Here is a 22198-nt window from a genome sequence, read left to right as displayed (position 1 = left end):
TTAACTCATCAATGATTAATGCATATTTCGAAGGTCATTTTTCCACTCCGCCGCAATCAACAGCGGAGTACTAAATTTTCGCTGTTACGTTCTTAATCCTCGCCCTGATTCAATTAGATACCAAGTCAGGAGATAGAATCCAATGATAAAGATGCTCAACATACCTAATGTCATAGCTAAAGAAACATCCGTAATACCAAGAAAACCATAGCGGAAGCCACTGACCATATAGACGATTGGGTTAAGCTTTGACACTACCTGCCAAAAAGTAGGTAACAAAGTAAGAGAGTAGAATACGCCTCCCAAATAAGTCAACGGAGTCAGAACAAATGTTGGGATAATGCTAATATCATCGAAGGTTTTCGCAAAAATGGCATTCAACAGACCCGCCAACGAAAATAGGATCGACGTTGCCAATAAAGTGATCACTACCATTCCCCATGAGTGTATCTGTAACGGCACAAACAATAGGGAAACTAATGTCACCAGAATACCAACACATACCCCACGAGCCACTCCGCCTCCAACAAATCCAGCAATGATGACATGGGTTGGCACCGGAGCAACCAGTACTTCTTCAATGCTGCGCTGGAACTTAGCGCCAAAGAAAGATGAAGAAACGTTAGAGTAAGAGTTAGTGATTACTGACATCATTATCAGCCCAGGTACAATAAATTGCATATAGTCAAATCCGCCCATTTCACCAATCCGAGAACCTACTAAATTGCCGAATATGACGAAATAAAGGGACATAGTGATCACAGGAGGCAGTAAAGTCTGCACCCAAATACGACCAAAACGGGTGATCTCTTTAATCCAAATAGTTTTCAGAGCTACCCAATACAGTTGGATCATTATCTATCTCCTTGATTATTATTGGTCAGTCCGACAAACAACTCTTCCAGACGATTCGCTTTGTTACGCATGCTGCTGATTTGTATACCCTGCGTACTTAGCTGGGAGAAAATATCATTCAATCCCTGCCCGCGTTTTACATCCACTTCCAGCGTTGCTGCATCAATTTGACGATAGTCGTAACCTTCAACAATAGGTATCGCCCCTTGCGGCGCTAAATCAAGCAAGAATGTTTCACGTTCAAGCTGGCTGAGCAGGTCTTTCATCGTTGTGTTTTCGACCAGCTCACCATGCTGGATAATACCGATGTTACGGCACAGCATCTCAGCTTCTTCAAGATAATGAGTCGTCAGAATGATCGTGGTTCCCTGCTCATTCAATTCTCTCAAAAATTCCCACATAGATCGGCGTAGTTCGATATCAACTCCCGCGGTGGGTTCATCAAGAATCAACAATTTTGGCTGGTGCATTAAAGCACGAGCAATCATTAAACGCCGTTTCATACCGCCAGACAAACGAATTGCTCGTTCATTGCGCTTTTCCCATAGATCCAATTGAGTAAGGTAAGTTTCAGCTCTTTCCTGAGCTACATTGCGCGGGACACCATAATATCCTGCCTGATTCAATACAATCTGAATCACCGTTTCAAATTGATTAAAATTAAATTCCTGTGGAACAAGGCCAAGCTGTCGTTTGGCATTGACGAGATCAGTGTCAATATCGTAGCCAAAGACCTTGACTTTGCCGCTACTTTTATTAACCAAAGAACTGATAATACCTATCGTCGTGGATTTCCCTGCCCCATTTGGCCCTAAAAGCGCGTAGAAATCGCCTGCTTCTACATGCAAATCAATTCCCCGCAGTGCTTTCACTCCACTCTCATAGACTTTCGTGAGCTGCGTTAATTCCAATGCGTAAGCCATAAGTAAAAAATACCTTTATTATTCGCTATTTTTGAGTGCAAGATAGAAATTATGCCATTATTTTCCCCCTATTTCTTAGCAATGACAGGGGCCAAATAAAAAACATTATTCAATTAAATATTAAATTCTCAATTAATGTTGTATATGATTCTATCTCAAAAATGTTGCCAGGCTATTAGTTATGATGAGAAAAATTGAAGAGCTGTTTGCTAGGAACAAACAGTGGTCAAAATCCGTAAACGAAGAGAATCCACTTTTTTTCAATGAGTTATCAAAAGCGCAAAAACCTCATTTTCTGTGGATAGGCTGTTCTGATAGCCGTGTACCCGCGGAGAAATTGATTGATGCCGCTCCCGGAGATCTTTTTGTTCATCGAAATGTTGCTAATCTTGTTATCCATACCGATTTAAACTGTTTATCTGTTGTACAATATGCCGTTGATGTTTTGCAGGTTGAACACATCATCATTTGTGGTCACTACGGTTGCGGTGGTATTGAAGCTGCCGTGGATGGTACTGAATTAGGTTTAATCAATAACTGGCTGCTCCATATCCGTGATTTATGGTACAAGCACAGTTCCATGCTTGGTGAGCTGCCTCCTAATGATAGACTGAATCGTTTGTGTGAATTGAATGTGATTGAGCAGGTTTATAACCTCGGTCATTCAACCATTATGCAATCTGCATGGAAACGTGGACAGAAAGTGATGATCCACGGTTGGGTATATGGTTTGAAGGATGGCGAGTTACATGATCTGGATATCACAGCTGACAGCCGTGAGAAATTGGAACTCAATTACCGTCAGGCGATTTCCAAGTTATCTCAAACAAAATGATGATCAAACATAACCTATTGATTGAAAAACAAATGGCAGCTTTTTGCTGCCATTTGCTCACGCTGTGATGTTGTAATAGGTGACTTCCACCAACAGCAAAAATTAATCTTCCAGCAGGGTGACATGTCCGATATATGGCAAATGGCGATAATGCTGTGCATAATCAATACCGTAGCCAACTACAAATTTATCTTCAATTGAATAACCAATCCACTCAACCGGAACATCGACTTCACGTCGGGATGGTTTGTTCAGCAAAGTACAAATCGCCAGTGAATTAGGTTCACGCAGTCCCAGAATATCGCGGATTTTATTCAGTGTATTGCCTGAATCGATAATATCTTCAACGATCAACACATCTTTACCACGAATATCTTCATCCAGATCCTTGAGGATTTTCACATCGCGGGTAGAACTCATCTCATTGCCATAGCTGGATGCGGTCATAAAATCCACTTCATGAGGAACCTGAATTTCACGGCATAGATCTGCCATAAATATAAATGATCCTCTCAACAGACCAACCAACACCAATTCACGATCACTATTACGATAGTGTTCTGTAATCTGTTTCCCCAGCTCAGCAATACGTTGCTTAACCTCCTGTTCGGAGATCATCACTTCTACAATATGTTTCTTCATCAATATAACCAGTTGATTTTGTTTTAAATAATCGCTAATAGAATACGAAAATGAATGTGATTATTTATATACCGCTCAATACCATAAGCTCACCAAGCGCATAAAATAACACTCTATGCCATCAGAACAAACCCCATTCGTTAATGTATAACTAAATTTTTTAATTGGCAGAAAAAACGGTAATTACATCAAATTTAAGAAAATAAAGTTTGGCTAACAAATATATTAATATGTTAATTTATGTAAAACAGGAGAAAACCAGTATAATAGAATCATGCAAAAAATTATCTTATTCACATACATTCTAGCTCTGTTGATTTTTGCTCAAACAGCAAAAGCGCTATCCGAAAATGAAGCAGAAGAGCTTGCAGATCTGTCCTCAGTTTATACTTATCTAAAGCGCGATTGTGGCTATAGCCAAATCCCAAATTCTCAAATACAACACGCAATTGCCTATTTTGCCCAACGCCAAAAATGGGATCTCAGTAACTATGATAATCAGTTAATGCAGGAACTAAATGAATTAGGATACAAAGACTTAAAAGAAATACACCTTCCTCATGAGGTTAAATGCCACCTTCTTGCACGGAACGCCCTCGGTTTACTTTCCTATGTAAAATAGTACCTTTTAATTCATCTATAGGTTACTTCCATGTTTAAACTAAGTGAAAATTATGTGAATAGTTGGCTACTATGCGCGCTCAATATGTGTGCACTCAATGCCGACGAATCTCACAATGGAGGAGCTCCGGAAGATGCCACGAAAAGAAATTTGGTATGAAAGCAGTTGAAAACGCGCTCTATCACGATAAAACTGAGTATCAAGATCTAATCATTTTCGAAAATACAGAACTAGGCTGCATCATGGCACTTGATGACGTAGTACAAACTACAGATCGCGGTGAATTTATCTATCATGGAATGATGGTCCACGTACCACTCTTTGCCCACGGCCAAACCAAAAAAGTATTGATCATTGGTGGGGGTAATGGTGGGATGCTACGCGAAATCTGCCGCCAATATTTGCCAAACTATAGCGCCTCTGAACTATCTGATTCATGAATTAGAATCTGACATTGTGACGAGGGCTTATCATGTGTGCAGCTTTACTCGGAATGTTAATGGAGTAAAACACTATATTGACCATGAAATTAGCTCTATCCAAAATTATGTGATAGAAGAAATTCAATCTCAGTACCATATGATTGATGTAAATATTTTTCAGGAAAATCTCTTCCATACCAAAATGATGTCGAAAGAATTTGATCTGAATGAATATTTGTTCAATACCACAGCCGAAGAATTATGTGAAACGGAAAAGAAAGAAATAATCCGTTTACTTAAAAAAATACAAGAAATTTATTACGGCCGAAATTTACCCGCTCTATAGGTATCCATACTCGATCTGATCGATTTAACTGGCAGAATATCAATCTGCCAGTCATTCATTTTTTATCAAATATAGCGTTCTTTATTTTGACGGTACACCTAATTCAACACTTGTAATAATTTCAGCATTATAAATCGTCTTTAAATAATCAAGTGCAGCATTCTGATCAAAGTCTGGAGATGTGCAAACAGCATCGGATAAAACCGTGATGTCATAGCCCAAGATAAATGCGCTATAGGCTGTATGCCGGATACAGCAATTTGTATGCTGCCCTGTCAAAACCACACCTGTGACACCATATTGTCTGAAAACACCTTCCAGCCCGGTTCCATCAAAGGCGCTATAAAAACGTTTGGGAGAAACAATTTCACGTTCTGAACCAATGGGAGCCAGTGCTTTAACGACCTCCGCCCCCCACGCTCCTGCTAAAGCATGCTTTCCCCAGACGTCTATTTCTCGATCAGTTATTTGATGGGCATCATTAGCATACACCACCAACCAATCGTGTCGATTTCTGGCATAGTTGATCGTTCTTTGAATCACAGGAATAATTTTCATCGCCCTTTCTTCATTGGCGAGAACACCTGTTACAAAATCATTCAACATATCAATTATGATAAGGGCTTTCATTTGTAATACCTTCTTTATTGTTTATACGCAATTTCTCCTAAAAGCAACAACAGAAAAATAAGACGTATTTCATGAAAAACAATACTTTCCCACATGAGAAAATATTTAAAATTATTTACAGGGAAAATTCACAAAGTAAAGATAACATTGTATAAGCGCTAAAAAATAATATAACACTTAGCGTTATTCTTCAATTCATAAAATCCACAAAAATATCTTATTGATTTTCAAAAAACATAATGTCATAAATAAATTTTTATAAAAATAGCAATAAAAATACCACACCAATAAATAACAATTAACACTTAAATTAATAATATATTAACAAAGTATCTTTGATCATGAAAAAATCCGTATGTTTTTAACCAATAGTTAAAGACAGAAGTTAATTTTTATATATTATATAGTTAACTTTTTAATTTTAATAAAATAGAGTTTATTATTATATAGTATAAAATCAACAAACAAAAAAACAATAAGAAAAACAATTAAAATCAATATAGTTTAGTTATTTTACAATTAAATTTGTTATCTAACTAACAAATTTAGTTTATTTATTTGCATGAATTTTATTTTATGAACATTATGATATCTAACTAAATTTATAATAAAACACCCTATAATATGCAATAAATATGATGATAAAAGTTGCCCTCATTGATGACCATGTAGTTGTCCGTTCAGGTTTTGCCCAATTATTGACACTCGAAGATGATATTATAGTCGTTGGTCAATACAGCAGTGCCAGTGAAGCCTGGTCGGATTTACTAAAAAAAACGATTGATATCGTTATCATGGATATCTCCATGCCCAACGAAAGTGGCCTACAGCTTTTGACACGACTTCGCCCTACATGTCCAAATTTTCGCACGATTATGTTGAGTATTTATGACACGGCTGCACTTGTGCAAAGTGCGCTAGATTCAGGTGCTCGAGGTTATTTGACGAAATGCTGTGGGCCAGAAGAATTAATCCAAGCCGTACGTATTGTCCACAAAGGTGAAATTTACCTTTGCGCTGACGCATTAAAAGCTCTACGTCAGAAGCCCCAAGAAGTAACCGCACTAAAAATACTAACATCGCGAGAAAGAGAGGTTTTTAAGCTGTTAATCAATGGGATTAGCGTGAAAGATATAGCTGAACAACTTGAGCTAAGCCCCAAAACCGTACACGTTCATCGTGCTAATATTCTTAGCAAATTACGGTGCGACTCCACTATTGAGCTTGTTCATTATGCCTTACAACATCAAATCATTACGGGTTAGTAAATGAATTGGAAAGCACGTTTCGGTTTACAATCTCTATTTATATTTATTTTCTACTCAATTATCTGGATTTCACTTTGGACTCTCAGTTTTTATTTACACGAGGATGGGCAACAAGCAGTACTTTTTCTGCCACAAGGATTGAGACTAGTGCTTATGATTCTGTTGTGGCGACGTTATTTACCACTCCTTATTATCAGTGAAACAAGTATATTGGCATGGTTAAATAACGAACAGCTAATCACAAGCTCGATTATATTACTTTCCCCAGTAATCAGTTTGATTACTGTCTTGATGATTCAACAAATATGGAGACGCTATTCTCTTTATTGGCAGCAACTTTCTATCCTGCTTGTTGGCGTTATTATCAATAGTCTTCTACAAACTCTTTGCCTGAGTTTTTCACTATCATCTAAGACAAATCTTTTTTTTCTCGCCTCAATTACTGGAGGTGTTCTGCTATCTCCGTTTGTTTATCTAATTTATATTTACCTATATGAACAAAGTTTAAAAAATAATCACATTACGGACGACTCAATCTATCCACAGCTGCGGTCATCTTTTTTGATGTGGTGTTTTCTATTTAGCTTATTAGGAATTAGTGGACACTTCTTTTTATCACCTAAAATTGAAGGGCTTTTATCAATTTTGGTTTTTATTCCCAATGTTTTTATGGCTTATCGTTATGGTTGGCAAGGAGGTGTTTTTTCAGCATTGTTAGGAAGTTTGATAGTAACTTTTACCCGTCAATCCAATGGCTCATTTAGCGAGCTTCAAGAATTGGAAATATTTTTAACCACTCAGGCTTTATTAGGAATCGGACTCGGTATAGCTATTAGTCGACAGCAACAACTAGCAAGCAATCTAAATCACTACCGTGCACGGTTGGAAAAAGAATTAATTGCACGTTATACCTTGATGCAAAACCTAATACATATTGAAGAGGATATTCGCAAAGATATTGCCAGAGAATTACATGATGAAATTGGGCAAAATATCACCGCAATTCAAATCCAGTCTACCTTGGTAAAACGTACAGCACACTCACCACTGGTAATAAAATCAGCAGAGCAGATCAAATATCTATCTCAACAAATTCATCAATCTACTCGTCAATTACTGCGTGAGCTACGCCCACCAGCCTTAGATGAAATGTCATTTGAACAAGCCATTCGTCATCTGGTAAATGAGTTCGCGTTCGGGGAGCAAAATATTATTTGCCAGTTTGATTATCAACTTTCACAAGAGCCGAAGAATAGTACTATCACTTTGACTCTTTATCGACTGATTCAAGAATTGCTGAACAATATCAGTAAACATGCCAACGCCAGTATTATTACGATCAGTTTAAAACAAAAAGAAAATGTAATTGAACTCCAAGTTAATGATAATGGAATTGGTATTACAGACAAAAAGAAAAATGCAGGATTTGGCCTAAAAGGTATTGAAGAACGAGTTCGTGTACTTGGTGGTAATTGGAGCTTAAATACTCAAAAAGGAACTCACGTAGTTGTTAATTTACCCATCAATTCAGATGAATATATTAAATTATCAAAAATTATTTCTAACGTTCTAAAACTATAGTCTGAGAATGTTATTGATATTTATTCACTTTTATGGAGATTCATTATGCAAACCAATAGCAATGAACAAGTTTCACAAAATTATCGCTATTGGAGAAGTCACCTGTTGATATCAATGATTGTTGGTTATGCTGCATTTCAACTGACACGTAAAAGTTTGACCGTTGTCATACCTGAAATGCAAAAAGAGCTAACATTAATTAAAGACGATATTGGCTGGATAGCGAGCCTATTTTACCTTGCTTATGGCTGCTCAAAATTTATATCAGGAATTTTTCATGATCACACAGGCTATCGTTGGTTGATGGGAGTAGGATTATTAGCCACTGGGATACTCAATATAGTCTTTACGTTTTGTTCATCACTACCTGCCTTATTGATTGTCTGGACACTGAATGGCTTCTTTCAAGGGTGGGGATGGCCTCCTTGTGCACGATTACTTACTCACTGGTATTCCCGCAATGAACGAGGATTTTGGTGGGGATGCTGGAATATATCTATAAATATAAGTGGAATTCTTCTACCACTATTATCTGCACTGCTGATGACATCCTATAGTTGGCGAGCTGCACTGCTGCTATCTGGCTCTGTTAGCATCATTCTAGGGATCTGGCTATGCCAGAGGTTACTAGGAATACCACAAGAACATGGATTACCTAGTATTGGGACATGGCGGCAAGATGCAGTGGAACTGAAACAAGAACAAGCATCTCCGCCAATGCCAATGATAAAAATTCTACAAGAAACCATTTTGTTCAATCGTACTATTTGGCTTCTTGGTTGCTCCTATATTCTGGTGTACTTCATCAGGACTGCAATACATGATTGGGGATATATCTGGATATCAGAAAAATATGGGGGAAAACTATTTAGTATAAATTTCATTCTTGCACTGTTTGAATTAGGTGGTTTACTAGGTGCTCTTTGCTCAGGATGGAGCTCAGATTTGTTCTTTCGCAGCCAACGAGTGCCCATGATTTTACTATTCTCTATTGGTCTATTTTTTTCAGTTACAGCACTTTGGCTAGTACCTATACAACATTATACTTTATTGTCTATTTGCATTTTTAGTATCGGTTTTTTTGTTTTCGGCCCACAAATGTTAATTGGACTGGCAGCAACAGAATATTGCCACAAGAAAGCGGCAGGTACTGTCACTGGATATTTGGGTTTATACGCTTACCTGAGTGCATCAACTGCTGGCTGGCCACTGAGTCAGATAATCAAGTACTATGACTGGTCAGGTATGTTTGCTTTACTTACTTTGGCAGCCGCATTAATGGGGCTATTACTCATGCCTCTATTGATAACTGATATTAACAAACACAATAACAAACTTTAAAAAGTAATTCATGATAAACATAATATACATTCAGTAACCATACGATAGATTCATTAAATCTACCCCATTAGTCTATTGCATAAAATTTAAACGTCCTCATTTTACAGCAAATACGGTAGCTATCCCCCGCCCTAACGGGCGAGGTTTTCTACTACACAGATGAAACTTTTATTCATATCCAAAGATTTTCATGGATAAATGAAATAGCATATCGTCCTCACAGCAAGATAAGTGCTAACAAAAAACTACAATAATGCTAACAAAGCGTTGTTATTAACATGCTTGGAGTTTAATTATGTAGTGCGGTTTCATATAATGACGTACAAAATACCGTTAATTTGGAATATTGTTATCTATTTTCTACAATATGACACTAAATAATTTAGGTTATACCCTATTCTATTAAAATAGAAATTCCCTCTTAAATATCTCATGATTAACCTCTACACCAGATATAAATTTGGTAACTCTTTCCCATTCAATACTACCTATTAGGTAAATAATATGAAAAAATCTCAACCAAGATAATGAATTATATAATCCTGACAAATATATAGTGATTAAAATAGCGATTGTTTTTAACATTATAAAATCCTGACAAAATTAATAAACAAGAAAGCAATATTCAAAAATAAAAGTTAAAATAGATTTTTATCAATTATATACAGAAAAGACAAAACAATGCCTTTGAAATTTATCTTTATGGAAAAATAAATAAATTAGTTGATTCAACTTTTCATTTAACATTATTTAATACCCTAGCCAATAAAAATCATTCATTGAAAATGATTAAAACTGTTATCTGGTTTGCAAAATTACTCTATTAATTTGCATAAATAAATAAACCTTATCATGATATCTCATGAATGAATTAGTAGGACTCTATTTTTAAATTAATAATAAGAGTTTCTTTTATTAATATTCATATTAATCCACCCTAAAGAGAAATTTTGAAAGTAAGGACATCATTAATGAAACTCAATTATCTCTCTACCCTCATTGCTATAGGATTAACCACTGCAACCTTGGTCAGCAATGCGAACGCAGCAGGTCGGCTTACTGTTTATTGCAGTGGTACCAATGCCCTTTGTGAAACACAAACGCGTGCCTTTAGCGAAAAACACAATGTCAAAACTACATTTATCCGCAGTAATACAGGTAGTATATTAGCCAAAATTGAAGCGGAAAAACGCAATCCACAGGCAGATGTATGGTATGGAGGAACTCTCGATCCCCACTCCCAAGCAGGGGAATTGAATCTCCTACAACCTTATAAATCACCAAATTTAGACCAAATTATGCCTCAGTTCCGCGATCCGGCAAAACGCAAAGGTAATTACACTTCTGCGGTTTATATGGGAATTCTAGGTTTTGGTGTGAATACAGAACGTTTGAAAGAAAAAAACCTGCCTATACCAACATGCTGGAAAGATCTGACAAAACCACAATATAGAGGTGAAATCCAAATTGCAGACCCACAAAGCTCTGGTACATCCTACACTGCATTAGCAACGTTTATCCAACTTTGGGGAGAATACGAGGCTTTCGGCTACCTGCAAAAATTAAATAATAACATTTCCCAATACACAAAATCAGGTATTGCCCCTGCACGCAATACCGCACGTGGTGAAACCGCCATCGGAATTGGCTTTTTACATGATTACTCGCTAGAAGTTGAAAATGGCGCACCAATGAAGCTAATAGCTCCCTGCGAAGGTACTGGATATGAAATTGGTGGTGTCAGCATCATCAAAAATGCCCGCAATGTAGATAACGCCAAATTATTTGTCGATTGGGTGCTATCTAAAGAAGCTCAAGAGCTGGGTTGGAAGAAAGGCCAATCTTATCAAATCCTGACCAACTCCACTGCAGAAGCATCTCCTATAAGCCTAAAACCTGCTGAATTGAACCTCATCAATTATAACATGGAGAAATATGGCTCCAATGAGGTACGTAAGGAATTGATCAATAAATGGCTCACTGAAGTTAAAATGGGGCAATAAGTCTTTTAATCATCAATAAAATACATTCAAGCAGCGAGCCATCAATATGTGTTCGCTACTTGATAATACTATTTATACATTCTCGTTATACAATTTTATTGGGGGAATTATGTCTCATACCCTTGCCTTGCAGAAAAAGCAAGGTCGGGATTCTGTTTTCTGGTGGATTGTTCTGGCATGGTTGTCATTTGCCTTGCTGCCATCATGGAGTCTGGATTACGGCCTTTTTAATTCAACACTGGAAGAAGTTCTGGCTGCTTATGGTTGGAACAGCGTCAATATCAGTATATTGTGGTTCCTGCTGCCATCAGCATTGCTATTACGCTCACGGTCTTCCAACGGTCGTAACAAGCATAACACCCGTCAGTGCCACTATTTCGATGCGGGATATGCCTTGCTATGTGTACTGTTCATTATCACCAGCGCAACACTGGCTGAACGTGGACTTGGTTATTCCACAGTTATTCTATTTATCTCATTGGGTGCGGTCATTACTCTCGCCCTAACCCGTCTGGAATGGTTGGGTGGTGACAGTTTCGTCATTGGTTCTCTGATCTCGATCCTTGCATTAATTGGTGTATTTATTCTGTTTCCCAGCATCGCCATTTTTATACCGATGTTTAGGGATGAATCCGATCATTTCACACCATTCTCGTTTATATCAATACTCGGACAACCTCATATACTGAAAATCATTACCAATTCAGTGTTACTTTCCGTTGCAGTCGGTCTCGGCTGTACGTTCTTTGGTTTGGTACTGGCAATTTACACCTCTAGAATTGCCAAACGCTCAGCGATCATTGGGCGAGTATTTTCGATTCTGCCAATTGTAACACCACCATTCGTTGTTGGGTTAGGTGTAACGTTAATGATGGGGCGTTCCGGTTACATTACGGAATTTCTGTCGATATGGTTTGGTTTAACCAACACAAACTGGTTATATGGCTTTACAGGGATCTGGATCGCCCAAGTACTAGCCTTTACGCCAATGGCATTTATGATCTTGGATGGCGCCATAAAGACAATTCATCCTTCTCTGGAAGAAGCAGCTTACACCCTGCGAGCTAATCGCTATCAAACTTTTTTCCATGTTTTTATACCATTACTGAAGCCCGCTCTCGCCAATGCCTTTTTGATTGTGATTGTTCAATCTCTAGCTGACTTCAGTAATCCACTGGTTTTAGGAGGCAGTTTTGACGTTCTGGCTACTCAAATTTACTTCTATATCGCAGGTTCACAGCTCGATTATCAAGCTGCCAGCACACTAGGGGCATCACTGCTGGTCTTCTCGCTGTTAGTTTTCTGTATTCAATATCTCTGGATTGGCAAACGTTCTTATGTCACGGTTTCCGGTAAATCTTACCGTGGTGACATACAACCTTTACCCGTTTCACTAGTATGGGGGGTTTGTACTCTATTGTTTATTTGGGTGATATTCAATGTCCTGCTGTATGGCAGCATTTTCTATGGTAGTTTCACTGTCAACTGGGGGGTGGATTACACTCTGACACTGGATAATTTCATCAAACTGTTTGGTCAAGGAATGAGTGATGGTGCATGGCCTTCGCTGTTGGATACATTGCTGTATGCAGGCATCGCTGCTCCTATTACCGCCATTTTCGGTCTATTGATTGCCTATATCGTGGTACGTCAGCAGTTCCGCGGCAAAAAAGTTATTGAGTTTACTACCATGCTCTGTTTTGCCGTCCCTGGTACAGTCGCAGGAATATCTTATCTTCTGGCTTTCAATAACGCGCCATTCTATATCACGGGTACAGCATTCATTATCATCATCTCCATGACGATGCGAAATGTACCTGTTGGAATTCGTGCCGGTATTGCCGGACTTGGACAAATTGATAAATCTCTGGATGAAGCCTCTCTCAGCCTGCGGGCAGGTTCAATGAGAACAATTTTGCATATTTTGTTACCGCTTTTACGTCCCGCTCTCTTATCCGCGCTGGTTTACAGTTTTGTCCGCGCCATAACCACCGTCAGTGCCATCGTCTTTTTGGTGACACCTGACACTCGTGTGGCAACAGCCTATATCCTGAATCGTGTTGAAGATGGTGAGTATGGTTTAGCTATCGCGTATGGCTCCATTCTGATTGTGGTCATGCTAGCGGTTATTTTCTTATTTGACTATTTAGTTGGTGAAGCGCGTATTTCCCGCTCAAAATCCCAAAATACCTAGTAATTACGGAGTGACGATATGACACAGCAACATTTTGTCGAATTAAAAAATGTAACCAAACGATTCGGTAATAATGCCGTGATCGACTCGCTGAATTTAACCATTCCACAAGGGCACATGGTTACTTTGCTGGGGCCATCTGGATGCGGTAAAACGACGGTGCTAAGGCTGGTGGCAGGGCTGGAAAAACCAACAGAAGGCAAGATTTTCATTGCTGGCGAAGATGTTACCGACCGTTCTATTCAACAACGGGATATTTGCATGGTATTTCAGTCTTATGCCCTTTTTCCTCATATGTCATTAGGGGAAAACATCGGCTATGGGCTGAAAATGCTGGGAAGACCAAAAACAGAGATCCGCGAACGCGTCAGGGAAGCATTAGAATTGGTCGATTTGGATGGTTTTGAAGATCGCTATGTTGACCAAATATCCGGTGGTCAACAACAGCGTGTTGCTTTGGCACGTGCTCTTATCCTCAAACCCAAAGTACTACTATTTGATGAACCATTGAGTAATCTTGATGCCAACTTGCGCCGCAATATGCGTGATAAAATCCGTGAATTACAACAACAATTTAATATCACCTCACTCTATGTCACACATGATCAAAGTGAAGCCTTTGCAGTTTCTGATGCGGTTTTAGTTATGAATAAAGGTAAGATTATGCAGATGGGTGCACCACAAACTTTGTATCGTCAGCCTGCCTCGAAATTTATGGCGAATTTTATGGGAGACGCCAATATTTTTCCTGCTACGCTGGGGGCAGATTATGTAGAACTCTTCCAATATCGCCTACCCCGCCCAGAGAATTTCGCCACAACGCAGGTATCAATTACCGTTGGCGTTCGCCCTGAGGCCATAACCCTGAACCAGCAAGGCAATGAAAACCAGCGCTGTAAGGTAAATCATGTCGCGTATATGGGAGCACAATATGAAGTAACGGTTGATTGGCATGGACAAACGCTATTGCTGCAAGTCAATGCCACTCAACTGCAACCCAAAGTGGATGAGAATTATTATCTGGAAATTCACCCGATCGGGATGTTTATTCTGAACGAAGAGATGAAAAATTAGAGCGGCTAAAATCATGCCCTGGCTTTTGTGTCAGGGCATAACCGGCAAGTATTATAAGAAGCAAATAATGCCAGAAAAGCCGCTGATGTTTGATGCAGGAATTTTTACCCAATTAACCTTTCAGCACTCCAACGGCATAAATCGCCTATTCTGCCTATCAACTCATCAATAAACCCTGTAAAATCACCTATGCTTTCTGAGTATGTCACACCGCAAAAAAATCATTCAATTCACTTCTAATAAATAGGTTTTACAATGCATCAGTCTGATGTTGTTGATCGTTCGCTTTTTTCATTAAGCTGGCCGATTTTCATTGATATCTTTCTGCATATGGCGACGTTATTAATCAATACGTACATGATCAGCCATATTTCTTCTGCTTATCTCGCCGCGATGGGTGTGGGTAATCATGTTTTTGATCTCTTTATTACAATTTTCAATTTTATTAGCGTAGGTTGCAGTGTTGTCATCGCACAATATTTAGGCTCAGGAAAACGCGATAAAGCCGGTCAGGCGATTCATATTTCCATTGCCTTTAATTTTGTGCTGGGTCTCAGTTGTGCACTGATTACGGTGTTCTTCGGTTATAAGATCCTGCATATCATGAACCTGCCCGAAAATCTGATGGATGATGGGTTCGCTTATCTGCATGTTCTTGGTATCTGTCTGATACCCGAAGCGATTTCGATTATTCTGGCAGCCTGCCTGCGGGTTTATGGAAAATCGAAATCAGCCATGTATGTCACGCTGATTGCCAACTTGCTCACCATTGTCGGCAATATGATCGTGCTGTATGGATTCTTTGGGCTACCGCAATATGGGCTGGAAGGCGTGGCGTGGTCTACGGTATTTGGTCGTATTGTTGCTGTTATTTTGCTCTGTGGATTATTGTTCTGTGGTTTGAAGATCAAATTCGAGTTTAAATTGCTCATGCACTGGTCTAAGAACATGTTGAGCAAAATCCTGCATGTTGGCTTGCCAGCCGCTGGTGAAAACTTGGTGTGGATCCTGCAATATATGACCGCACAGGCGTTTATCGGCCTGATGGGTGAAACATCTTTGGCTGCCCAAACGCTGTATTTCCAGCTATCCCTGTTCATTATGCTGTTTGGGATCTCTATCAGTATTGGCAATGAAATTATGGTAGGTCATCTTGTTGGGGCAAAACGCTTTGAGGATGCCTATATCCGAGGAATAAAAAGCCTGCGGGTTGGTGTTATTGTCACGGTAGGCGTCGTATTACCATTTTGGATTTTCAGAGAACCACTTCTCAATGTCATGACGGAAGATAAAAAGATTATTGAACTTCTTCTGCCATTGTTCCTGCTCTCTGTCTTTTTAGAGCCGGGTCGTACCTTTAACATTGTGGTGGTCAATGCCCTGCGTGCCTCCGGTGATGCCCGTTTCCCATTATATACCGCACTGATTTGCATGTGGGGTATTTCCATTCCTCTCGGTTATTTTCTGGGAATCACTATGGGCATGGGAATTCTGGGGATTTGGATAGGATTTTTCTGCGATGAGTGGATACGTGGGTTAGTAAACGCCTGGCGTTGGAAGTCGAAAAGATGGCAAACTAAGCGATTGGATATCTAATTCAGCAATAACAGTAAAAATACATGTGAAAAATGCCGCGGATCACCCTGCGGCATTTTTATTTCAATTATATCTTATAATTTTTTCTTATAACTTTTCTTTGCCATAGAACTCTGAACGAGGACCATACAGCAAGCGACCATATCCACCCGCATTTAACAAACGATTACTGGTAATGCCTGCAATATCATGGCCTCTGTCCGTAACCGTATTTGCGATCTGGGAGATGGCTGCTGATACTAGCATGCCGATCAAACCACCACTGGAGTAATTATCATTTTCTGTGGAAGACGCCGTTGCGAAACCACTCCACAATTGTTTACCCGTGCGCAAATCCACCAAACGGGCTGTCGCGCTGACGCGGGTATCACTGTTAATAATTTGGTATTGTGTACCGTATTGCGTGATATTCAGGTAAAGAGCGGAATCTGCGCCAAAGATATCATGCAATTTTTTGTAGCTGATATTGTGGATATCCTGCGCTTCTGTTACTCCATTTTGGCGGAATGTTTCTTCAACCGCCGCAATGGGATAAACATAATAGCCAGATTCTGCCAACGGATAAGTCACTTGAGACAACAAACTGCCAGAAGCCTGCACCTCCACTGATTTATTTACGGCAGGCAAAACCAAAATGGATTTAGGTTTACTTTCTCTCAGTGCTGAATAATCATACGGTTTATGGTTGGCACACCCTGTCAGTACCAGCAAAAATAAAATACCAATCGCCGCCAGAAAACGGTTCATTATTTCACTCCCTTATTCTTGCTTAATAGAAAATCCATGTAAGGCGCAGACTCAGGAAATAGTTTTTTTTCTATCTCAAACTGCTGGAAGGCATCCTCAATATTGCCAATTTTGCTATAAAGCAATCCTATTTGCGCATGCAAACCGGGTGGAACAGGTTTATCTTTGGCCTTGGCTAGCTCGATAACTTTTTGCAATGCTTGAAGCTGTTCCTGTGGTCCCGTTTTATCCTGCTGGTAATATTGGTACAGAGTTGATTGATAATCACCCCACTCGTATATGGTCTTAGGGGCTTTTACACATCCAGCCAATAATAGAACCCCCAACAGCATCCCCGTCTTTTTCATCAAAAACATACAAAAATTTTCCCTAAAATATCTCACCAATTAATTTTTAAAAAAATGATTAATTAACCAGCTTCCATGCACCATTATCAACACCGGCTACCAGATCATTAATTGCTTCTCGGATCGCCAAATCCAATACTTTTCCATTCAGAGTCGAGTCGTAGCTGGAAGTGCCACCAAATCCAATGACTTCACGGCTGGAAAGTTTATATTCCCCTGCTCCTGCTGAAGAGAAAATAACTTCAGAGGTTTCAACATTCACAACATTCAGCATCACTTTTGCATAAGCAACTTGTGATTTACCGCGTCCCAAAATGCCCCATAATTGGTGATCACCCACTTCTTTGCGACCAAACTCAGTTACAGAACCCGTAATAATGTAGTTAGCCCCTTTCAATTTCTGCGCTTTGCCCTGTAAACCCGCTTCCGCTTTCAACTCGGCCAAATTAGTACGTTCCAATACGTTAAAACGACCGGTTTGTTGTAAATGAGTGACAAGAATAGTTTTTGATTGGTTTCCTAAACGGTCAATGCCATCAGAGAAAATACCATTCTGGTAGCTTGAGCGGTTTTCGAATTTGCCCACTGCAATCGGGCTACGGATACCGGCATAAGTTGTCTTATAAGAAGTGACTTTTTGCACTGGAAGTGTTGATGAAGATTCCGTTGCGCAACCAGCCAGCATAAGAGAACCTAAGCAAAGTGCGGTTAATGTGAGTTTGCTTTTCATTATTATGTCTTCCTTAATGAATGTTCAAATAAATCTGTTCGATTTTTTATACAGCGAATACTACTAACATAAAAAGAAAGAGAATAATAAATATTATTATAGTAAAAGTCCATTTAATTAACAAGTAAACCCTGATAAAAACAAAGCAATGGTCTGATTTTTAATAAGTTAAAAATTAGTTTATTGAGTGATTAACTAATAGTTTAATTTCAATCTCTTACACTAATTAAAAATAAAAGGAGAAAATATTGTGAAATTTCTTCTTTATCATCTATAAATAAAATAGATTCGATAAGAGTGTAGATCATATTAATAAAAATAAAATCAATCTGATTTATTGGCAATAATTTCCTGAGAAAATTCATTTCAACCAAAACATAATCCATAGATATTAAAATAAAACAAAATATATAAATACTCATTCTAGGCTCTTAAGAGTTAAGACTAACTGCTAACAACAAAAACCATAGTAAAAAGAGGGCCTATTCAGCATTTATTGATTTATCTTCATTTCCAACCGAAAAGCCGAGATAAAGATATACATCGCACTATCTCACCAGCAAAAAAATCTAGATTAATATTCTTAACTACATCATAATATTAACACTAAAAAGGATTTAATACTGAATACTCACAACACCTTTGCATGGAGGAAAAATATCTTTATCCATCAACAAGATAAAAGACATCAATTTTCTTTTTTGCACAGTTTCCTTTGTGATTTCCCATTGAAAACAATAAATAGCAATTTTTTCTTTCATGAAGAAATTGTTCTCTCAAAAACTGTAATAGATGGAATATTTAGGGAAATTTTTTCTCCTTGAAATCATTTACTATCAACACACGATAATTTTCTTACTAAAAGAATGGTTATTTGATATTACAGCACTAAAGATGTAAGCAAGAGCTATTATGAAAACAGCAACAAAAAACAATGACGTCACACCATACTTATCTCCATCAGCCAAACGTGCCAACATGACAGAAGCAGAATGGAAAAAAGCAATAAAATTCAACCATACCGATACTGGCTGGGTCATTATGAGTATAGGCATGGCAATCGGAGCCGGGATTGTTTTCTTGCCCGTTCAGGTTGGATTGACGGGATTGTGGGTTTTCCTGCTATCTTCCATTATTGGCTACCCCGCCATGTATCTTTTCCAGCGACTCTTCATCAACACTCTGGCAGAATCACCAGAATGCAAGGATTATCCCAGTGTCATCAGTGGCTATCTTGGTAAAAACTGGGGCATCCTGTTAGGCATACTCTATTTCATTATGCTGGTGATCTGGATGTTTGTTTATTCCACCGCCATAACCAATGACAGCGCTTCTTACCTGCAAACATTTAAAATCACCGATGAATTAATGTCAAAAAACCCACTTTATGGGTTGGTGCTAATTTGTATACTGGTCGCTATTTCTTCCCGTGGTGAACAGCTGCTGTTCAAAGTATCCAGCCTGATGGTCATGACAAAGTTATTTGTTGTCGCGGCCTTGGGAATTTCCATGATCGGTATGTGGCATATTTACAATATCGGGGCATTTCCTCCCTTCGGTTTTTTGATCGAAAAAGCTATTGTCACATTACCTTTTACGCTCACGTCTATTCTGTTTATCCAAACACTCAGCCCAATGGTGATTTCTTACCGCAATCGGGAGCAAAATCGTGAAGTTGCTCGCCATAAGGCACTGAGAACCATGAATATTGCCTTTGGCGTCCTGTTTTTTACGGTATTTTTCTATGTCATCTCTTTTACACTGGCAATGAAACACACTGCAGCAGTCGAAGCCCATAAACAAAATATTTCAGCACTGGCAATTGTTGCACAGTTATTTCCCGGTGGTTGGGTGATTACCGTCAGCATCATGCTCAATATTTTTGCCGTGTTGACTGCTTTTTTTGGTGTTTACCTCGGATTTCGTGAAGCCAGCCAAGGAATTGTCATGAATGTTCTTGGCCGGTTGATACCTATCGAAAAAATCAATGAAAAGTGGGTGCAAAAAGGCATCATGGTTTTCGCCATTTTATTGGCATGGAGTGCCATTATCCTAAATGCGCCAGTATTGAGCTTTACATCTATCTGTAGCCCAATATTTGGCATCGTTGGCTGCCTCATTCCTGCCTATCTGGTCTACAAAGTTCCCAGTCTGCATCATTACAAAGGAATATCGTTCATTTTGATCATTTTTACCGGGATCTTATTATGCATTTCCCCTTTCCTTGCCTTCTCCGACACAGGAATTATCAGTGTATCCTAAAGATGTGTATCTGAAGCCCAAGGTTAAATAGGTCTGTATTTAAGAAGATGGGAACAGTTACAAAATAAAATAATTAATAATATTAATAATTATTAAGATCTATGTTTAAGAAGTTCAATGCCTGAGAAGGTTAATTACGATCAGTTTTGTTATTAAGGTTTGCTTATATGAGTCAGAAACAAAACACAAGGTTGTGGGATACGTTTATCCGTGTAGTCAAAAAGGAAGTTAAACCAGCCATAGGATGTACTGAGCCAATTTCACTGGCTTTAGCTGCCGCCACTGCGGCATCTTATCTATCCGGCCCTGTTCAACGCATCAGTGCGCGAGTTTCACCGAATTTGATGAAAAATGGTATGGGTGTCACTGTACCAGGTACGGGAATGGTTGGATTGCCGATTGCTGCTGCACTTGGCGCATTAGGTGGAGATCCCAGTGCGGGTTTGGAAGTTCTGCAACGGGTGACATCCACAGATATAGCCCAAAGTAAGGCCTTATTACAGCAAGGCGCTGTCACTGTCAGTATCCAACAACCATGTGATGATGTTTTGTATTCTGAAGCCACGGTATTTTATCAAGAGGAATCAGCAACAGTCATTATCGCTGGCAATCACACCCAAATTGTGAAGATTATGTATAACGGTCAGGCCATATTCGATAAACAGGCTCAATCCAACGATACAGAAATTTGTCATGCCAATGATGAAGCTGAATATTGCCTTGAGCACGCTACAGCCTTTCAGGTTTATGAATTTGCGACGAAAGTTCCTTATGACGATATCCATTTTATATTGGAAGCCGCGCGCTTAAATGACGCCCTGTCCCAAGCAGGTTTATCGACTCAATATGGATTGCACATCGGTATGACCCTACAACGTCAGCGTGACCGGGGGTTACTGGCGCGGGACTTACTTTCCGATATTATGATCCGGACTACTGCTGCGTCAGATGCCCGCATGGGGGGCGCTGTTTTACCTGCCATGAGTAATTCAGGTTCAGGTAATCAAGGGATCGCAGCAACGATGCCCGTCGTTGTCGTGGCAGAACACTTGGGATGTAATGAAGAACAATTGGCACGGGCGTTAATGCTGTCACATCTGATGGCGATTTATATTCACAATAAATTGCCAACACTTTCTGCTCTTTGTGCTGCAACAACTGCGTCAATGGGGGCGGCTGCCGGTATTGCATGGCTGATTGAACAACAATATCAACCCGTTGCTATGGCAATTTGCAGCATGATAGGTGATATCAGTGGCATGATTTGTGACGGTGCTTCCAATAGTTGTGCCATGAAAGTATCCACCAGTGCCAGCGCAGCGTATAAAGCAGTATTAATGGCGCTGGACAACAGCTGTGTCAGCGGCAGTGATGGCATCGTTTCAAGTGATGTAGATCAGTCCATAGCCAATCTGTGTTCACTTGCTCGCCACGCCATGCAGCAAACTGATATACAAATCATTGAGATTATGGCGCACAAAGCCAAATTTGCCTAAATAAGTAGATAAGGCCAAAATATTTCTTTTGTAGTTTTTTTTGGCCTTAATGAAATCATATTCCATAATAATTCACTCATTAAATAATCATTTTAATGATGGAAAGATATTTAATTAATCATAGGAAATATTTATTTAATTAAATTACACAAACTGATTAAAAAACGATTAATTTCTTAAATTCAAACATCAAGAAAAAAACATCTGAAATTATAACCCAGTGAACTAAATTCACTCCCCTTCATAGAACTAAATCAACTCACCAAATTAGAATTTTACTCCAA

The 22198-nt window shown here is 39.0% G+C and carries 18 protein-coding genes and 2 pseudogenes; 13 read left to right on the top strand and 7 right to left on the bottom strand.

Annotation, left to right across the window (positions count from 1 at the left end):
• Window positions 1-84: 84 nt before the first annotated feature.
• Entirely contained in the window at window positions 85-855 is a 771-nt protein-coding gene (locus Xvie_RS06495; protein WP_086108526.1) for an ABC transporter permease, read from the bottom strand.
• Window positions 855-1778, bottom strand: coding sequence for an ABC transporter ATP-binding protein (locus Xvie_RS06490; RefSeq protein ID WP_086108525.1), 924 nt, complete (start codon window positions 1776-1778; stop codon window positions 855-857). Before Xvie_RS06490 ends, Xvie_RS06495 begins: the two co-directional genes overlap by 1 nt.
• A gap of 181 nt (window positions 1779-1959) precedes the next feature.
• Here Xvie_RS06490 and can point away from each other — a divergent pair, with 181 nt between their 5' ends.
• Window positions 1960-2613 carry a carbonate dehydratase gene (gene can / locus Xvie_RS06485; RefSeq protein ID WP_086108524.1) on the top strand — a complete coding sequence of 218 codons (654 nt, stop codon included), beginning with the start codon at window positions 1960-1962 and terminating at the stop codon, window positions 2611-2613.
• Window positions 2614-2715: 102 nt separating this feature from the next.
• Here can and hpt read toward each other — a convergent pair whose 3' ends face one another.
• Window positions 2716-3255 (bottom strand): hypoxanthine phosphoribosyltransferase, encoded by a 540-nt coding sequence (gene hpt, locus Xvie_RS06480; protein WP_086108523.1) that lies wholly within the window; start codon window positions 3253-3255, stop codon window positions 2716-2718.
• Between the two features lie 274 nt (window positions 3256-3529).
• On the opposite strand from hpt, the gene Xvie_RS06475 reads away from it, so the two are divergent.
• The 3 genes and pseudogenes from Xvie_RS06475 to Xvie_RS22680 all read left to right on the top strand — a co-directional run.
• A complete protein-coding gene (locus Xvie_RS06475; RefSeq protein WP_086108522.1) occupies window positions 3530-3877 on the top strand; it encodes a YacC family pilotin-like protein in 348 nt (115 codons plus the stop codon).
• A 133-nt stretch (window positions 3878-4010) separates the two neighbouring features.
• Window positions 4011-4311: pseudogene (locus tag Xvie_RS06470) on the top strand (spermine/spermidine synthase domain-containing protein); the annotation flags it as partial.
• Window positions 4280-4645, top strand: a pseudogene (locus Xvie_RS22680) (adenosylmethionine decarboxylase); the annotation flags it as partial. The pseudogenes Xvie_RS06470 and Xvie_RS22680, both read left to right, overlap by 32 nt.
• Before the next feature lie 81 nt (window positions 4646-4726).
• Here Xvie_RS22680 and Xvie_RS06460 read toward each other — a convergent pair.
• Entirely contained in the window at window positions 4727-5275 is a 549-nt protein-coding gene (locus Xvie_RS06460; protein ID WP_086108520.1) for a cysteine hydrolase family protein, read from the bottom strand.
• Between the two features lie 638 nt (window positions 5276-5913).
• Here Xvie_RS06460 and Xvie_RS06455 point away from each other — a divergent pair.
• The 7 genes from Xvie_RS06455 to Xvie_RS06420 all read left to right on the top strand — a co-directional run bounded on the left by Xvie_RS06455 (window position 5914) and on the right by Xvie_RS06420 (window position 16332).
• The gene (locus Xvie_RS06455; RefSeq protein ID WP_086108647.1) at window positions 5914-6540 is read left to right on the top strand and encodes a response regulator transcription factor; all 627 of its coding nucleotides are present in this window, start codon (window positions 5914-5916) and stop codon (window positions 6538-6540) included.
• Window positions 6541-6543: 3 nt separating this feature from the next.
• Window positions 6544-8124: an MASE1 domain-containing sensor histidine kinase gene (locus tag Xvie_RS06450; protein WP_086108519.1), complete on the top strand. Its 1581-nt coding sequence runs from the start codon at window positions 6544-6546 to the stop codon at window positions 8122-8124.
• A gap of 45 nt (window positions 8125-8169) precedes the next feature.
• The gene (locus Xvie_RS06445; RefSeq protein WP_086108518.1) at window positions 8170-9465 is read left to right on the top strand and encodes an MFS transporter; all 1296 of its coding nucleotides are present in this window, start codon (window positions 8170-8172) and stop codon (window positions 9463-9465) included.
• Window positions 9466-10436: 971 nt separating this feature from the next.
• Window positions 10437-11468 (top strand): ABC transporter substrate-binding protein, encoded by a 1032-nt coding sequence (locus tag Xvie_RS06435; RefSeq protein ID WP_086108516.1) that lies wholly within the window; start codon window positions 10437-10439, stop codon window positions 11466-11468.
• 109 nt (window positions 11469-11577) lie between these two features.
• Window positions 11578-13662: an ABC transporter permease gene (locus tag Xvie_RS06430; RefSeq protein WP_086108515.1), complete on the top strand. Its 2085-nt coding sequence runs from the start codon at window positions 11578-11580 to the stop codon at window positions 13660-13662.
• 18 nt (window positions 13663-13680) lie between these two features.
• Complete coding sequence (fbpC, locus tag Xvie_RS06425; RefSeq protein ID WP_086108514.1) at window positions 13681-14736, top strand: ferric ABC transporter ATP-binding protein; 1056 nt, start codon at window positions 13681-13683, stop codon at window positions 14734-14736.
• Window positions 14737-14991: 255 nt separating this feature from the next.
• Window positions 14992-16332, top strand: coding sequence for an MATE family efflux transporter (locus Xvie_RS06420; RefSeq protein WP_086108513.1), 1341 nt, complete (start codon window positions 14992-14994; stop codon window positions 16330-16332).
• An 87-nt stretch (window positions 16333-16419) separates the two neighbouring features.
• On the opposite strand, the gene Xvie_RS06415 is transcribed toward Xvie_RS06420, so the two are convergent.
• From Xvie_RS06415 to Xvie_RS06405, 3 genes are read right to left on the bottom strand one after another with little or no spacing between them, the layout of a single operon-like run.
• Window positions 16420-17079, bottom strand: coding sequence for a DUF799 domain-containing protein (locus Xvie_RS06415; protein WP_086108512.1), 660 nt, complete (start codon window positions 17077-17079; stop codon window positions 16420-16422).
• The gene (locus Xvie_RS06410) at window positions 17079-17435 is read right to left on the bottom strand and encodes a DUF4810 domain-containing protein (RefSeq protein ID WP_086108511.1); all 357 of its coding nucleotides are present in this window, start codon (window positions 17433-17435) and stop codon (window positions 17079-17081) included. The genes Xvie_RS06415 and Xvie_RS06410 overlap by 1 nt, the downstream gene beginning before the upstream one ends.
• Before the next feature lie 49 nt (window positions 17436-17484).
• Window positions 17485-18156 carry a CsgG/HfaB family protein gene (locus Xvie_RS06405; RefSeq protein ID WP_086108510.1) on the bottom strand — a complete coding sequence of 224 codons (672 nt, stop codon included), beginning with the start codon at window positions 18154-18156 and terminating at the stop codon, window positions 17485-17487.
• Window positions 18157-19068: 912 nt separating this feature from the next.
• Between Xvie_RS06405 and Xvie_RS06395 the strand changes: the two genes are divergently transcribed.
• Entirely contained in the window at window positions 19069-20418 is a 1350-nt protein-coding gene (locus tag Xvie_RS06395; protein WP_086108508.1) for an SLC5/6 family protein, read from the top strand.
• Window positions 20419-20585: 167 nt separating this feature from the next.
• Complete coding sequence (locus tag Xvie_RS06390; RefSeq protein WP_086108507.1) at window positions 20586-21914, top strand: L-cysteine desulfidase family protein; 1329 nt, start codon at window positions 20586-20588, stop codon at window positions 21912-21914.
• Window positions 21915-22198 lie beyond the last annotated feature (284 nt).

This window comes from Xenorhabdus vietnamensis (assembly GCF_002127535.1).
In the GTDB taxonomy this organism is placed as follows: Bacteria; Pseudomonadota; Gammaproteobacteria; order Enterobacterales; family Enterobacteriaceae; genus Xenorhabdus; species Xenorhabdus vietnamensis.
Note: the sequence above shows the minus strand (reverse complement) of the source record. Positions and strands in the feature narration are given on the sequence as shown.